This window comes from Pseudoalteromonas sp. D15MCD-2, from assembly GCF_038562745.1.
Taxonomy (GTDB): Bacteria; Pseudomonadota; Gammaproteobacteria; order Enterobacterales; family Alteromonadaceae; genus Pseudoalteromonas.
In genome coordinates this window covers 3214226-3228696 of the sequence record NZ_JBCFQE010000001.1, presented here as the reverse complement: position 1 = coordinate 3228696, position 14471 = coordinate 3214226, and the positions used below count along the sequence as shown (strand labels likewise).

Genomic DNA, 14471 nt, shown 5'->3' with positions numbered 1-14471 from the left:
TTACACCGCAATCAAATCGAGCCTCTCATGCTTTCTAAAGTCAAAACACTACTTAGTGACAACGAGCACCGACATACTGCAATAAACGCTGCTATAGCCCTTTCAATTAGGGTTTTAGGTGCAGGTATGGCATTTTTGTTTAATTTAATTATTGCAAGGCAATTGGGAGCTGAGCAGTCAGGCTATTTTTTTCTTGCTCTTGCTTTAGTTATGTTACTGTCTGCAGTAGCTAGGCTCGGTTTTGACAATACCTTATTGCGTTTTACATCTGCAGATTCAGGTAATGGCTATACAGTAAAGGCAATATTAAATTTTGCACTTAAATATGCTCTGCCGGTCTCGTTTATATTTACTGTTATTACTTACACACTTGCCCCTTGGCTTGCTGAAAGTGCTTTTAATAAACCAAGGCTAACAGGTACGTTACAATTAATTGCTCCAGCAATAATTGGCTTGAGTATTGTCTTTTTAGTGGCTATGAGCTTTCAGGCTCGCCATAAACTTATTTTGAGTATCCCTTGTCAAAACATTGCCCATTTTATGCTTTGTGGTGCGGGAGTTATTATATTCTCGGCTGACTCTGCAAGTACAGCAGCGCTTTATTTCAGCTTATCGTTAGGTATTTCATCCTGCTTTTTTTACTGGCTAAGCATTAACAACTTAAATAATAATGGCGAAAAGCCAGACCCTAAAAAACTTTGGCATAGCGCAAGGCCTAATTGGGTCATTATAATAATGAGTCAAGCAGTACAGTGGAGTGCACCTATAATCATTGGTGTTTTTTTAATTGCTGAGCAGGTAGCTTTTTTTAGTGTCGCACAGCGAATTGCTATGTTAACTTCGTTTATATTAATGGCGGTAAATTTGGTTGTTGCACCCAAATTTTCGGCTTTTCATGCCAAAGGTGATGAGCATGGGATTCGCAAAACTGCGCTATTCTCTGTGCGATTACTCGTACTAAGTGCATTACCCATAGTGCTATTTATGCTGCTGTTTCCTGAGTTTTTAATGGGGCTTTTTGGTGAAGAGTTTAGGCAAGGAGCGTTAATTTTACAGATTTTAGTTTTAGGGCAAGCGGTTAATGTAGTGACAGGTTCGGTTGGTTATTTATTAATGATGAGCGGCCATGAGCGCGATATGCGTTTAGTCACACTCATTAGTGGTTTTGGTGTTTTAATCAGTGTGCCTATTTTCACTAAGTTGTTTGGCGCTATTGGCGCTGCGATAGCCACTGCGTTTTTTATTAGTTTACAAAACTTACTCGCCGTTTACTTTGTGAAAAAACGATTAGGCTTCAATACCTTAATTTTTTGGCAGAAGGTATGATTTGGCGAGCTACGAGCACGAATAAGGATGTTTGAATGATTTTACAGCAATGGTTGATAGTGGTTATATTTTTTACAACCATTGTAGGCTTAATTAAGTTTCAAAAATTTCCTGAGCGTGTATTTGCAGCTGCTTGTTTAGCTTGCTTTGCTACAAACTTGGTTTCTACCGAACAGCTTTTGAATAATGCAGTTAACCCAGGGTTAGTTACCTTGTTGTTATTAGTGGTGTGTGCATTTGCTTTTGAACGTACCAGTTTTTTACGCAAACTAGCAAATGTTTTATTTAATGGCTCTGTGGTTAAGTCTTATATCAGAACCTTATTGGCAACAGTTGTGGCTTCTGGTTTTTTAAATAATACTGCGGTGGTTGCTACTTTAATTAGCCCGGTAAAAAACAATAAGCTTATTGCCCCTACCAAACTTTTACTGCCCCTTTCTTATGCGGCTATTTTAGGTGGCACCCTTACCTTAATTGGCACCTCAACTAACTTAATTGTTAACTCTATGCTGATTGAGCGAGGTGCCGAGGGCTTTAAATTTTTTGACTTTTTACCTATAGGCCTAGCTGCTGTGGCTGCCTGTGTGTTGGTTATGGCACTTACGATTAACCGTTTAAAAGGTAAAGTATGTAAAGATGAAACCTCTAGTGATTACTTTGTTGAAGCTAAAGTAAATATTGGCTCACCACTGATAGGTAAAACCGTAGAGCAAAATGGCTTACGTAGCTTAGAGTCATTATTTTTGGTTGAGGTAGTACGCGATAACCGATTAATTTCGCCCGTAGCGCCAACGCAAATGATCCGCGAAGGCGATAAACTTATTTTTTCGGGCGATGTTACTAAAGTATTGGTGCTGCAGCAATTTGAAGGTTTAAGTTTATTTGCAGAGCAAGATGGTTTACTGCGCGATAACTTAACCGAAGTCGTTATTAAACCAGGTGCTGCTGTGGTGGGTAAAACGTTAAAAACGGCAGGCTTTCGTGCACGCTTTGATGCCGCAGTTGTTGCAGTGCGCCGCGAGGGCGAAAAGCTCTCGGGTAAGCTAGGTGATATTACCATACAAAGCGGCGACTTTTTGATTCTTGCAGTTGGCCCTGACTTTGCAAAACGTACTAACTTAACTAAAAACTTTTTTATACTTAGCGGTGTAAAAGCCGACAACATGCTTAAAGGCTTAAAAGAGCGCATTGTTACTTGGGGCTTTGTAACAACCATTGCGGGCTCGTTAATTTTTGATATTAGCTTATTAAAAAGCTTTATTTTTTACCTAGCCGTACTGGTGGGGTGCCGTTGTTTATCGCTAAATGAAATTAAGCGACGTTTTCCGTTAGAGCTTTGGCTTATTGTAATGAGCGCTTTAACGCTAGCTACAGCCTTAGATAATTCTGGTGTATCTAAATTAATAGCAGAGCAAGTTGAAAGCTTACTTGCCGGGCAAAGCGTTTATATAGCCTTTATTGGTGTATTTTTACTTACTCTATTATTTACAGAGTTAATAACTAATAACGCAGCAGCAGCGCTTACATTCCCCATTGCATTTACCATAGCTCAAGGCTTAGGCGTAAGTTACATGCCATTTGTACTTGCAGTCGCCTTTGCTGCGAGTGGCAGTTTTATTAGCCCTTACGGCTACCAAACCAATCTAATGGTTTACAATGCCGGCAACTACAAACTAACCGATTTCATAAAGTTCGGCCTACCGATTTCAATCACCTACAGCCTAGTGGTATTGACCCTGATACCCGTGTTTTTTCCGTTTTAGGTATAAGGTGCTAGGGGTTAGGTGATAGGCGCTAGGTTGCTAGGAGCTAGGTAATAGGCGATAGGGGCTAGGGGTTAGGTACTAGGTGCTAGGCGTTAGCTAGAAATATGTCTTTAGGCTCTAGGCGCTAGGTTTATTTTGCGATAAGGTTTAGTAGTGAATGGATTTCACTTAATGGCGAAGGGACTAATTATGAAATTTGAACAAATGGATGTGTGGAAGAAGTCATCACGATTAGCATGTGAAATATACAAATATAAAGTTCTGCCCATCGTTCCTTATCACATACCTCTCAGTATTCTAAAGTAAATGCACTGTGTTTTACGTTTTAAATCGAACTTTATAGAGGTAAGATATTAGAAGTCAGATATCAGAAGGAGCTGAGCTGCGATGAATTTTGAAAAGTTAGATGTTTGGAAAAGAGCTGTTAAATTAAGTGCAGAAATTTATAAAACCACTTCTCAATTAAATGATTATGCTTTCAGGAGCCAACTTACTCGTTCAGGCCTTTCAGTGCCAAGTAATATTGCAGAGGGAGTCTGTAGAGACAGCTTTAAAGAAAAGAGTCGCTTTATTGATATTGCGAGAGCTTCTTTAGCTGAAGCTAGAACTCAAATTTACATTGGTTCAGAGGTTGGTTATATAGAGCGTGAAGTTGCTTTAAGCTGGATTGCAGAGTCAAAAGAGTTAGCTGCTATGCTGACAAGTTTAAAGAATCGTTTTGACTCTGAAATCTGAAATCTGAAATCTGAAATCTGAACCCAAGAGGTACCATGACCGAGAACATTGTATGGCACGATCAAACTGTTTCGCGTGCTGAAAAAGAACAACATAAAGGGCATAAGCCGGTATTACTTTGGTATACAGGACTAAGTGGCTCTGGTAAGTCGACTATTGCGAATGCGGTTGAGGCTAAATTATTTGAATTAGGTTGCCATACTTATCTGCTTGATGGCGACAATGTACGCATGGGCTTAAATAAGGGCCTTACTTTTAGCGACGAAGACCGTATTGAAAATATTCGTCGTATTAGCGAAGTAGCTAAGCTGTTTGTTGATGCTGGTTTAATTGTATCAACGGCGTTTATTTCACCATTTAAAGAAGACCGTGCTCGTGCTCGCAGCATCATGAACCAGGGTGAATTTGTAGAAGTATTTATCGATACACCATTAGAGGTTTGCGAAAGCCGTGACCCTAAAGGTTTATACAAAAAAGCCCGTGCTGGCGAAATACCTAACTTTACAGGTATTAGCTCTGCGTTTGATACACCAGAGCAACCAGAGATTCATGTAAAAACAGCAGAGCAAAGCATTGAGCAAAGTGTTGAACAAATTATTGGTTATTTACGCGAAGCAGGGATTATAGAAATCTAGAGCCAGAAACCTGACGTCTAAAATCTGATATCTAATCTCTGACGTCTAACTTCTAACATCTGTAATCTGACTTCTAATCTCTACCTTCTATTATTCTTGAGATTTTATGAACTACGATATTTTTAACGGTGATGCAGATGGCATCATCGCACTGTTACAATTACAGCTCGCTAACCCTACAGAGAGCGTGAAAGTAACTGGTGTTAAACGTGATATTCAGCTGTTGAAAAAAATCACCCCTAAAGCCGGTGATAATATACGTGTACTTGATATTTCGATGGAAAAAAACATGGCAGAATTGCACGACGCTCTATGCGTAGGTGCACGTGTTATGTATGTGGATCATCATAAAGCGGGTGATATTCCAAATCATGCAAACTTATTTGCCCACATCGATTTAGATGCAAACATGTGTACGAGCTTAATTGTGAGCGACCTTATCGATAAGCAGTATCATTTATGGGCTATCACTGCTGCTTATGGCGATAATTTATTTGCAAAAGCCGATAGCGAAGCCGATAAATTAAGCTTAACAGAGCTCGAAAAGTCACAACTTAAAGCATTTGGCACTTATATTAACTATAACGGCTATGGCAGTGAGGTAGCCGATTTGCACTTTGCGCCAGCAGACTTATTTAACGAGCTACTAAAATATAAGTCACCGCTTGATGCCATTAACGACTCAGAGTCTGTTTATTACGTATTAGAAAAAGCTTACAAAGCCGATATGCAAAAAGCAGCCGATGCTAAAGTTTTACATAATTGCGACACAGCAAAGGTTATTTTACTTGATGACGCCCCATGGGCGCGCCGTGTAAGTGGCGTATTAGGTAACGACCTTGCAAACCAAGCACCTAATAAAGCCCACGCAGTACTTACCTATAATAATAAAGGAAGTTATACCGTAAGTGTAAGAGCACCACTTAATAATAAACAAGGCGCTGTTGATGTATGTAGCCAATTTGCCACCGGCGGTGGTCGCGCTGCTGCAGCAGGTATAAACGAACTAGACCAACAACAAGTTGAACAGTTTCTTACTACTCTAGTTAATTTTTATAACTAACCCCTTGCTAGTGGCACCCCAGCCACTAGCATCTTTTAGCTCCTAGCTCCTAGCTCCTAGCTCCTAGCTCCTAGCTGCTAGCTCCTAGCTCCTAGCTGCTAGCTCCTAGTTCCTAGCTCCTAGTTCCTAGCTCCTAGCTCCTAGTTCCTAGCTCCTAGCTCCTAGTTCCTGGCTCCTAAATCCTAGAACCTATCGTTTCCTGTTCATCCTCCGTCAATATTATTACTGCTAACTTGGTTATAAATCTTTTTTACTATTGCGCAAAATGGGTTGATAACTCATACTTTGTAATTATTTATTCTTATCACTACAATTAAGGGACTAAACATTATGAAAGCTGTCATTCCTGTTGCAGGCCTTGGTACACGCATGTTACCAATGACAAAAGCAATTCCTAAAGAAATGCTGCCGCTGGTTGATAAACCGCTTATTCAATACATAGTAAACGAATGTGTTGCTGCGGGTATTAAAGAAGTTGTATTGGTTACTCACAGCTCTAAAAATGCTATTGAAAACCACTTTGATACTAGCTTTGAGCTTGAAGCAACCCTCGAAAAACGTGTAAAACGTACCTTGCTTGAAGAAGTTCGCTCAATTTGCCCACCAGATGTAACCATTATGCACGTACGCCAAGGCGAGGCTAAAGGATTAGGCCATGCTGTTATGTGTGCAAAACCAATTGTTGGCGATGACGATTTTGTAGTTGTATTGCCAGACGTAATTTTAGATAGCTACACTGCTGATCAAAAAACCGAAAACATTGCTGCTATGATCAAACGTTTTAGCGAGGTTAAAGCAAGCCAAATTATGCTAGAACCAGTACCACAAGAAAATGTACATAAATATGGTATTGCTGACATCGGCGGCGTTAAAATTAAAGCGGGCGAAAGTGCGCCAATTAAAACCATGGTTGAAAAACCAAAAGCTGAAGAAGCACCATCTAATTTAGCTGTTGTAGGCCGTTATGTTCTATCTAAAGCTATTTGGCCATTACTAGCAAAAACACCAGCGGGCGCAGGTGGTGAAATTCAACTTACCGATGCTATCGATGAGTTAATGAAGCACGAAATTGTTGAAGCATTCCACATGAGTGGCCGTGCTCACGACTGCGGTGACAAACTGGGCTACTTAAAAGCGATTGTTGAGTACAGCATGCGTGACGAAAACCTAGGTGAAGAATTTACTGACTTCGTAACCGAAATGGTAGCGCCAGCAGAGCGACACTTAAAAGCGGTTTAAGAAGAAGATATTAGATTTCAGAAGTTAGATGTCAGACTCTAGAATTTAGTGGTTAGAAGTTAGTTAATTTCTTTTAACCACTTGCTTACCCCACCCCCAAATAAAATATTGTTCACCTAGCACCTAGCACCTAGCACCTAGCACCTAGCGCTTAGCTATTAACTTCTCGTTTTTCACATCTAATGTTATATTTAATCTAATTTAAGGATTTTTATAATTTTAACTCGGAATAGTTTATGTCTAAGCTTAATGTCTTTTTAGGTAGTGCAATAGCTCTAAGTTCACCAATAGTTTTTGCTGATCAAATTAACTCTCATCAATCATTTGCTGGTTATACCGGCCTAATTAATACCCCTAACGCTGAAGTTCAAGAAAAAGGAGTAATTGGTTTTGGCTTCAATAACCAATTATATGATGCAACTAGAAGTTATGTAGATGGGCATAATTTTATTGTCAGTGCAGGTTTATTTGATGGGTTTGAAGTTAGTGGTCAAATAGCAAGTAGCACAATGCATAATAATAATTTCGCTAAACGTGAGCCTGGTACGATTAGAGATTTATCATTTAATGCTAAGTATCAAATTCCATACATTCCTGAAGATTGGTTTAGCCTTGCTATTGGCGGTAAAGATATTGGCGGCGATGTTAATTTTTACGAAACATATTATGCTGTGGCATCAAAAGAATTATGGAACTTTAGATTTTCTGCAGGTATCGCAAAAAGTAAACGCCCTCATGGCGAGATGGATGGCGTGTTTGGTGGTGTAGAGTATCAAGTTTTTGATTGGTTTAGTTTGCAAGCAGAGCATGATGCAGAGGCATTTAATGCGGGGGCTAAGGTGACTATCCCTAAAAAGTGGCTGTATGATATCGGTGAGCTAACCTTTACCAGCCGTTTTTATAGTAATACTGATTACTCAGAACAAGACACCTATTGGGGTGTTAACTTTAGTATGCCGCTTTCGAGTGAAGATAAACAAAATTATAAAAAAGTTGAAGCAGCCCCTTATGTAGCACCGGTTGCTACAAAGCCAATTGCTAAAATTGATGATCATGGTATCGGTTTTATTCAAACAGCCATGGCGCCAGAATTAGCTGAACAAGCAAAAGCCCTTACAGTAGCAAGTGTAAAACAAGCACCCACACAAACTACGCAAAAACTTGCAAGCTCAAGCTTAAATAGCCAAGTAATCGAATTAAAACAAGCACTGATTAACGATGGTTTCGAGAACGTAGTGGTTGGCTACAACCTTAATACCGTATTTGTTAACTTTGAAAACTCGGTATTTAACCGTAACGACATTGATGCAATTGGTGTGGTGCTAGGCCGTATTGCTGAAAGTGTAACAAATGAAAGCACGCACTTTAATGTACAACTCTCTAAAACAGATATTCCTTTAATTGCGATTCAGGGCAAGGTTGATAACTACCGCTTATTTATCGAAAAAGGTGTAAGCCCTGATTTAAATGTACAGCAGGGCAAAGCAAGTATTCCTGAAGGTGTAGTATGGGCCGGTAAAGCAGAGGCAAGCCCATACTTTAAACCGCGCTTAACCTTGAGCCCAGCTTTATCTAATACTTATGCAACAGAATTTGGAGTATTTGACTACTCTGTAGGCTTGCGTGCCGAGCTTGACGTACCGCTGTGGCAAGGTGGTGGTATAAAGGTTACCGGCCAAACTATTTTAGATGAAAGCAGCGACTTTGAGGATAACGGTGTATTTGATAATTACAGTCTTGATGAAGGCATTGTAAATGCAATGCTGCACCAAACCTTTGCACTGCCATATGGCTTTTATAACCAAACGCAAATTGGCTTTTTTAAAGACTATTTTGATTACAAAGCCATTATTAACGAAACGGCTTGGTTAAGCCCTGAGGGTCGCCATAAAGTAAGTGCTAAAATAGCTTATTTTGATTATGCAGATTACCGTGCATCACGTGAGTACGAAACACTTACATACCAGTACAACTGGGTAGAGCAAGACATTACCCTGCATGCTACGGCTGGTAAGTATTTTTATGGTGATAGTGGCGTAAAACTCGAAAGTCGCTTTTGGTTTGGTGATAGCTACATAGCTGTATTCTATGAAAATACCGATGCGCAAAAAGCAGGGGTTGGCTTGAGTATCCCACTTACACCGCGCAAAGATATGAAAGTCACACCGTTTGGCCAGTTAAAAGGCCGTGATATTTGGCGTGTTGGTCTATCAACACAAATTGGTGAGTTTAATAGGCTTGTATTTAACCAAGGTTATGCTCCTTCTACACAAGTCTCTTTAGACAATACAATGTTTAAACGTGGTCGTTTAACTTCGAGCTATATTTATAGCAACCTAGCGCGAATGAAAGAAGCGTATGAGAGTTATAAATAAATCGAAGTAACGAGAAGCGAGAAGCGAGATACGAGTCAAACATTAGAAGTCAGATATTAGAGGTTAGTGGTTAGAGCCACTAACTTCTATTATCAAACTGTTGTTTTAGACCCGTTAACATGGCCCCTAACTCTTTGGTTTCTGATATCCAATACAATGCTTTTTCACGTTCTAGGTAGCCTATCTCTAGGCCTATATAGATTTGTGTTCTTGTTTCTGCAAGCGAAGATCTCGCGATATCTATAAACCGACTTTTCTCTTTGTAACTTTCACGGCTTACTCCTTCAGCAATGTTGCTAGGAACTGATAAGCCTGAGCGGGTTAACTGATCTCTAAAACCGAAGTCTTTTAATTCTTTGTTGATTTTAAATTTCAGCACTTAATCGTGCAGACCGTTTCCATACATCTAGATTTTCAAAGTTCATAACTAACTCCTTGTATTGACTAACCACTAACCACTATTTCTACTCTTTCGCCTAACTCAGCTTTAAGCTTTTCTGCTAGCGCTTGTTTGGCTTGCTCATCACCGTGGATGATTTTGATTAAAGTTGGCTTTTTGCGCATGCCGGTGACAAATCTGATTAATCCTTTTTGATCTGCATGGGCACTGTAGCCGCTAATGGTATGAATTTGTGCTTTAATCATTACTTTTTGATTATCGATAAATACATAGCCGCCGCGTGGGCCGTATTTTTGAATTTCTCGGCCTAAAGTTCCTTGCCCTTGGTAGCCAACAAAAATGACATCGGTTGTTTTGTCGGGCAAAAACCGTTCTAGATAATTAACTATTCTGCCGCCATTACACATACCGCTAGCAGCAATGATTATTGCTGGTTGCTGTTTGGAGGCTAAAAAGTTAATCAGGGCAAGGTGTTCTTGGTGGCTATCAATGGTGTGTAGTTGGTTGAAGTCGAGTGGGTGGCGGCCTTGTTTTACGCGTTTTTTTGCTTCGTTATCCCATAGCTGTTTGAAGTGTAAATATTCATTTGTAAAGTTGGCTGCCATTGGCGAATCTACAATAATTTGCAGTTTATGCCACATAGAACGTTTGCTTGCAGAGTGAATAAGTTGTTCAAACTCATAGAGTAGTTCTTGAGTTCGGCCAATGCTAAAAGCGGGTATAAGTACCACGCCATTATCACTTATGGCACGTTCTATAACCTTTTTAAGTACGGCTACGCGCTCTTTACGACCTTGATGGTTTTTATCACCATAGGTCGACTCAATAACTAATGTATCGGCGCGGTAAGGCGGTTTAGGCGTTGGTAATAAGGGTGTGTAAGGCGCACCTAAATCACCAGAAAATACCACTCTATGCGTATTTGGCTTTTTACCTAGCTCAATTTCAACATAGGCAGAGCCTAAAATGTGCCCGGCGCGTTGCAGACGAATTTTATATAATGAGTTTTGCTTGCTTGAGGCTACTTTTTCGGGGCTAAAGGCCACCTCTTCGGGAATGCAGTACCATGTATTGAAATCGAGAGAGACAATTTGTTGTTTTAGTAACTTTAAGCAGGTGCGGATCATTGCTTCATCGCGAGTTACACCCACTTTTAAAGCATCTTCAATCACCATAGGCAATAGCTTGGCGGTGGCAGCCGAGGTGAAAATAGGCCCTTTAAAACCAGCTGCAAGTAGATAGGGTATGCGACCAACATGGTCTATATGGCAATGTGTGACAATCAGCGCTTTTACTGTTGATATATCAAACTCAATTGCTAGGTCTTGTTTGCTGTCTTCCCCCTGAAATAGACCGCAATCAACAAGTACAGAGTTTGCGTCATCAATAAATAGCTGGTGGCAAGATCCAGTTACGCCTTTCACCGCTCCGTGGTGTTTTATATGCATAATAATCTCCTGATTTTAAGGCTAGATATTATTTTAGTGGTTAGATATCAGAAGTCAGGTTTTTAGTAGTTAGATTTTAGAAGTTAGATATCAGTTGATCTAGAGGGTGGCTTTATTTTTTGTGTAATTAAACAAAGAACTTGCTACACATGAATTGTATTTTACTTTGTTCTAACCACTAACCACTAACCACTAACCACTAACCACTAACCACTAACCACTAACCACTAACCACTAACCACTAACCACTAACCACTAACCACTAACCACTAACCACTAACCACTAACCACTAACCACTAACCACTAACCACTAACCACTAACCACTAACCACTAACCACTAACCACTAACCACTAACCACTAACCACTAACCACTAACCACTAACCACTAACCACTATATTTTTACCCTTTATTTATCTCTAATATCGCTTTTAACGTATGTTCTTTTTCAAGAATATCGCGATATAAAGCAAATTGGTTCCGGGCGCGTTCTAGGTTGTGGTTTGCATGTTTGGTGGCAAAGTAATTATCGCCATCAATAAAGTCTGTTAAAAAGCGCAGGCCAATCATAAAGGTCATGACTTTGGTGCCTAACCAAAAGCTTTCTTTTTCGGCGTCGGTGATCACATTTTGTAGTGGTTCAACATAACCTTTAACGATGGCGGCAAAGATCTCTTCACGAACACGTACATTACTTAGGTTGGTTGAATCTTCTTGCTCAGGAGAGCAGAAGGTACGCACCATATCGCCAAAATCAAATAACCAATAACCAGGCATACAGGTATCTAGGTCGATGACTGCTTTTGCATCATCAGATTGCGTGCAAAACAGCATGTTGTTGATTTTTGTGTCGTTATGACAAGGTCTTAAAGGAATGTTTCCTTCAAGCTGTTTTAATTCATCAACTAAAGATTGCTGAGCTAAACAAAAATCGATGTCGTCTTGGCAAAGGGCTACACGGTTTACAGGATCTTTTTCGATGACTTTTTTGAAAGCATCAAAGCGCATCGCTAAGTTATGAAAATCAGGGATCACATGATGCAGCTGATCAGCCTGAAAATCTTGTAATGCTAGCGCGAATTGTCCAAATGCATTGGCTGCAGTTTGTGCTTGCGAGATAGTTGCTACCACATCTTCACTATAACTGCCGCCAATAAATTCGAGTGCACGCCAAATACCTTGATCGCATTCAACTAAAAAGTCGCTTTCGATAGTTGGAACATGACGAATAATTTCGAGGCTGTATTCACCATTGTCGTGTTTTTCACTTAGGTGCTGCTCAATTAGTCGTGCATTTTCAACTAGGTGCTCAGGGTTAGGAAACACATCGGTATTTAACTTTTGCACAACCAAGGCGTTTTCTTCTGATTTAAGTAACATGGTTGTGTTGATGTGGCCATTGCCAATTGGCTTTAGCGTTACGTTATCTGTGCTTAAGCCAAAGTGCTCAGAAAGATAAGTTGCAACAGGATTAGACTTCATTAATTTTCCATTACTTATTTTTTGCAAGAAGAGGCGAGGGTTTAATCGTTTAGCTTACGACGTAACTGACATAAAGTGTGTGCTATTGCATCCATTTCAGCTTTGTAGGTTACGCCATACCATGGCTCTTGTGCAGTATAAACGGTTACAGCTTGGCGGTTATCTTGAATCGCGAGTTGTATCTCATTTGGTAAATAATACTCTTTCGTGACACCGTTGTCAGTATTTTCTAAAAACTCAATAAAGCCTGTTTCTAAGTCATTAAATAAACTCGGTGTTATTCCCCAAAAGCTCATAGAACCTAGAGCATCATCGGCTATTTTTAATCTCTCACCATGTGGATTGTTGCCTTTTAAAACATTATTTTCGAGTTTAATATCTAGGTACTCGACCACATCAGTTAAATGCTGGTGACTATCAACAGAGCATACACCACGATTTACACCACCTTCTTCGGAGAGCGTATCTTTTATTGGGTAGCCTACCATCGCCCAATTGCTATGCTGCTTGAAGTGCTCATTAATAATTGCAAAAGAAGACTCGCCATAATAGTCATCGGCTGTAATGACAATAGCAGGGTTATTTACATAGGGTTTTGCACAAAGTAATGCATGACCTGTACCCCAAGGTTTTTGTCGTTCAGCGGCTAGGTACTCATAGCCATTTGGCACTGCACTAATTGCTTGCTCAACTAGGATTACTTCGAGCGACTCAGGTAGGCGCGGTAAAATCGTCGCTTCAAACTCTGCACGAATTTTTTTATTAATGATGATCACCGCTTGGCTCACACCAGCTTTAACCGCATCATGAATGCTCAGTTCCATAATGGTACAGCCCAGCCCTGGAATTTCGGCAATTTGTTTGTTTCCGCCAAAGCGGCTACCCAGCCCGCCAGCCAATACGATTAAAGTAAGAGAGTGTTGAGTCATCGCGAAAGTTAAATAAAAAACAAAGGAAAAGTGTACCAGAAACAATCACGCAGGAGGAAGAGAAGCTTTAAGCTATAAGCTGTAAGTTTTGAGCCGAGCGGTGTTGTTTGTGGGCCTTACTCAAAGGCCTACCTCGTAGGAGGTACTTTAGTGCCGAAGTGTTTAGAACAATTCACGGCTAAAGCCGTTCCCACGTAGGCGTGAAATTTAAGGAGCCGTCAGCCTTCAGCTGCCAGTTTTGAGCCGAGCGGTGTTGAATGTTAGACGCGCCAAGCAAGCGTGACGCCTACGTTTGATGTAGGCGTGAAATTTATTTCGCGCGGTGGTTTTATAATAGGGGTTAGATTTTAGAAGTCGGATTTTTAGTAGTTAGAATTCAGAAATTAGATATTAGTTGATCGAGAGGGTGGTTTTATTTTTTGTGTAATTAAACAAATAACTTGCTACACATGAATTGTATTTTACTTTGTTCTAACCACTAACCACTAACCACTAACCACTAACCACTGTTTTCGAACCTAATAGCTTCATATTTACGTAGGTGGTATATTCTCTTTGTGGTGATTAACCTTTTTAGGTAGACGATTAATGGCAAAAGATAGATACGCGCCAAAAGCTGTTGGCGATATTATGGCGGGCTTGAGTGGTCGCTTGGCATCTTATGCTGGTAAAACCCAAGGCTTGTCTTCTCAACAAACCATTCTTGATGACTTTTTAGGTGAAACGCTTTCAAAAAAGTGCCGAGTAAGTAATTACCGTGATGGTACTTTGATGATCGAAGCGGTTTCGGCACCGATTGCACTGCGTTTAAATTACTTAAAAATGGATATGCTTTCGCATTTTCGTGCCGCTGGCATGGTCGAACTTGGGCAAATTAAAATTACCGCAAACCCACAAGCAACTCAGCGCTTATCGGCAACAAATAAGCCAGAGCAAAAGCCTGTTTCTAAACGTCAAATGAGCGAACAAACAGCCGATTACCTCAGCGCCATCGCCGCAGACGCCCCTCCATCTTTAAAAGCCAAGTTAGAGCGTTTAGCGCAACATGGGCGGAAAAAATAAGTAAAGCCAT

11 protein-coding genes and 1 pseudogene are annotated in these 14471 nt (G+C 40.3%); 8 read left to right on the top strand and 4 right to left on the bottom strand.

Going from position 1 to position 14471, the window contains the following annotated elements; all coding sequences use genetic code 11:
* The first annotated feature begins 27 nt into the window (after positions 1 to 27).
* The 7 genes from AADY36_RS14810 to AADY36_RS14780 all read left to right on the top strand — a co-directional run bounded on the left by AADY36_RS14810 (position 28) and on the right by AADY36_RS14780 (position 9139).
* Entirely contained in the window at positions 28 to 1326 is a 1299-nt protein-coding gene (locus AADY36_RS14810; RefSeq protein WP_342409143.1) for an oligosaccharide flippase family protein, read from the top strand.
* Between the two features lie 35 nt (positions 1327 to 1361).
* On the top strand, positions 1362 to 3089 hold the full coding sequence (locus AADY36_RS14805; protein ID WP_342409142.1) for an SLC13 family permease: 1728 nt from the start codon (positions 1362 to 1364) through the stop codon (positions 3087 to 3089).
* A gap of 390 nt (positions 3090 to 3479) precedes the next feature.
* Entirely contained in the window at positions 3480 to 3827 is a 348-nt protein-coding gene (locus AADY36_RS14800) for a four helix bundle protein (protein ID WP_054563586.1), read from the top strand.
* Between the two features lie 35 nt (positions 3828 to 3862).
* The gene (gene cysC, locus AADY36_RS14795) at positions 3863 to 4462 is read left to right on the top strand and encodes an adenylyl-sulfate kinase (RefSeq protein WP_342409141.1); all 600 of its coding nucleotides are present in this window, start codon (positions 3863 to 3865) and stop codon (positions 4460 to 4462) included.
* A gap of 106 nt (positions 4463 to 4568) precedes the next feature.
* Positions 4569 to 5525 carry a DHHA1 domain-containing protein gene (locus AADY36_RS14790; protein ID WP_342409140.1) on the top strand — a complete coding sequence of 319 codons (957 nt, stop codon included), beginning with the start codon at positions 4569 to 4571 and terminating at the stop codon, positions 5523 to 5525.
* Between the two features lie 330 nt (positions 5526 to 5855).
* Positions 5856 to 6764, top strand: coding sequence for a UTP--glucose-1-phosphate uridylyltransferase GalU (gene galU / locus AADY36_RS14785; RefSeq protein WP_342409139.1), 909 nt, complete (start codon positions 5856 to 5858; stop codon positions 6762 to 6764).
* Positions 6765 to 7000: 236 nt separating this feature from the next.
* Positions 7001 to 9139: a YjbH domain-containing protein gene (locus tag AADY36_RS14780; protein ID WP_342409138.1), complete on the top strand. Its 2139-nt coding sequence runs from the start codon at positions 7001 to 7003 to the stop codon at positions 9137 to 9139.
* Between the two features lie 79 nt (positions 9140 to 9218).
* On the opposite strand, the pseudogene AADY36_RS14775 reads toward AADY36_RS14780, so the two are convergent.
* The 4 genes and pseudogenes from AADY36_RS14775 to AADY36_RS14760 form a co-directional block, all read right to left on the bottom strand.
* Positions 9219 to 9564, bottom strand: a pseudogene (locus tag AADY36_RS14775) (four helix bundle protein).
* Positions 9565 to 9583: 19 nt separating this feature from the next.
* Positions 9584 to 10987: an MBL fold metallo-hydrolase gene (locus AADY36_RS14770; protein WP_342409137.1), complete on the bottom strand. Its 1404-nt coding sequence runs from the start codon at positions 10985 to 10987 to the stop codon at positions 9584 to 9586.
* A 403-nt stretch (positions 10988 to 11390) separates the two neighbouring features.
* Positions 11391 to 12470 carry a phosphotransferase enzyme family protein gene (locus AADY36_RS14765; protein WP_342409136.1) on the bottom strand — a complete coding sequence of 360 codons (1080 nt, stop codon included), beginning with the start codon at positions 12468 to 12470 and terminating at the stop codon, positions 11391 to 11393.
* Positions 12471 to 12511: 41 nt separating this feature from the next.
* The gene (locus AADY36_RS14760) at positions 12512 to 13399 is read right to left on the bottom strand and encodes an NTP transferase domain-containing protein (RefSeq protein WP_342409135.1); all 888 of its coding nucleotides are present in this window, start codon (positions 13397 to 13399) and stop codon (positions 12512 to 12514) included.
* A gap of 588 nt (positions 13400 to 13987) precedes the next feature.
* Between AADY36_RS14760 and AADY36_RS14755 the strand changes: the two genes are divergently transcribed.
* Entirely contained in the window at positions 13988 to 14461 is a 474-nt protein-coding gene (locus tag AADY36_RS14755) for a DUF721 domain-containing protein (protein ID WP_055022438.1), read from the top strand.
* Positions 14462 to 14471 lie beyond the last annotated feature (10 nt).

Excerpts from the sequence above, each read along its gene's own strand:
- AADY36_RS14755 (WP_055022438.1), top strand. The coding sequence starts at position 13,988 with ATGGCAAAAGATAGATACGCGCCAAAAGCTGTTGGCGATATTATGGCG.
- galU (WP_342409139.1), top strand. The coding sequence starts at position 5,856 with ATGAAAGCTGTCATTCCTGTTGCAGGCCTTGGTACACGCATGTTACCA.
- AADY36_RS14780 (WP_342409138.1), top strand. The coding sequence starts at position 7,001 with ATGTCTAAGCTTAATGTCTTTTTAGGTAGTGCAATAGCTCTAAGTTCA.
- AADY36_RS14765 (WP_342409136.1), bottom strand. The coding sequence starts at position 12,470 with ATGAAGTCTAATCCTGTTGCAACTTATCTTTCTGAGCACTTTGGCTTA.
- AADY36_RS14770 (WP_342409137.1), bottom strand. The coding sequence starts at position 10,987 with ATGCATATAAAACACCACGGAGCGGTGAAAGGCGTAACTGGATCTTGC.
- AADY36_RS14810 (WP_342409143.1), top strand. The coding sequence starts at position 28 with ATGCTTTCTAAAGTCAAAACACTACTTAGTGACAACGAGCACCGACAT.
- AADY36_RS14800 (WP_054563586.1), top strand. The coding sequence starts at position 3,480 with ATGAATTTTGAAAAGTTAGATGTTTGGAAAAGAGCTGTTAAATTAAGT.
- AADY36_RS14805 (WP_342409142.1), top strand. The coding sequence starts at position 1,362 with ATGATTTTACAGCAATGGTTGATAGTGGTTATATTTTTTACAACCATT.
- cysC (WP_342409141.1), top strand. The coding sequence starts at position 3,863 with ATGACCGAGAACATTGTATGGCACGATCAAACTGTTTCGCGTGCTGAA.
- AADY36_RS14790 (WP_342409140.1), top strand. The coding sequence starts at position 4,569 with ATGAACTACGATATTTTTAACGGTGATGCAGATGGCATCATCGCACTG.
- AADY36_RS14760 (WP_342409135.1), bottom strand. The coding sequence starts at position 13,399 with ATGACTCAACACTCTCTTACTTTAATCGTATTGGCTGGCGGGCTGGGT.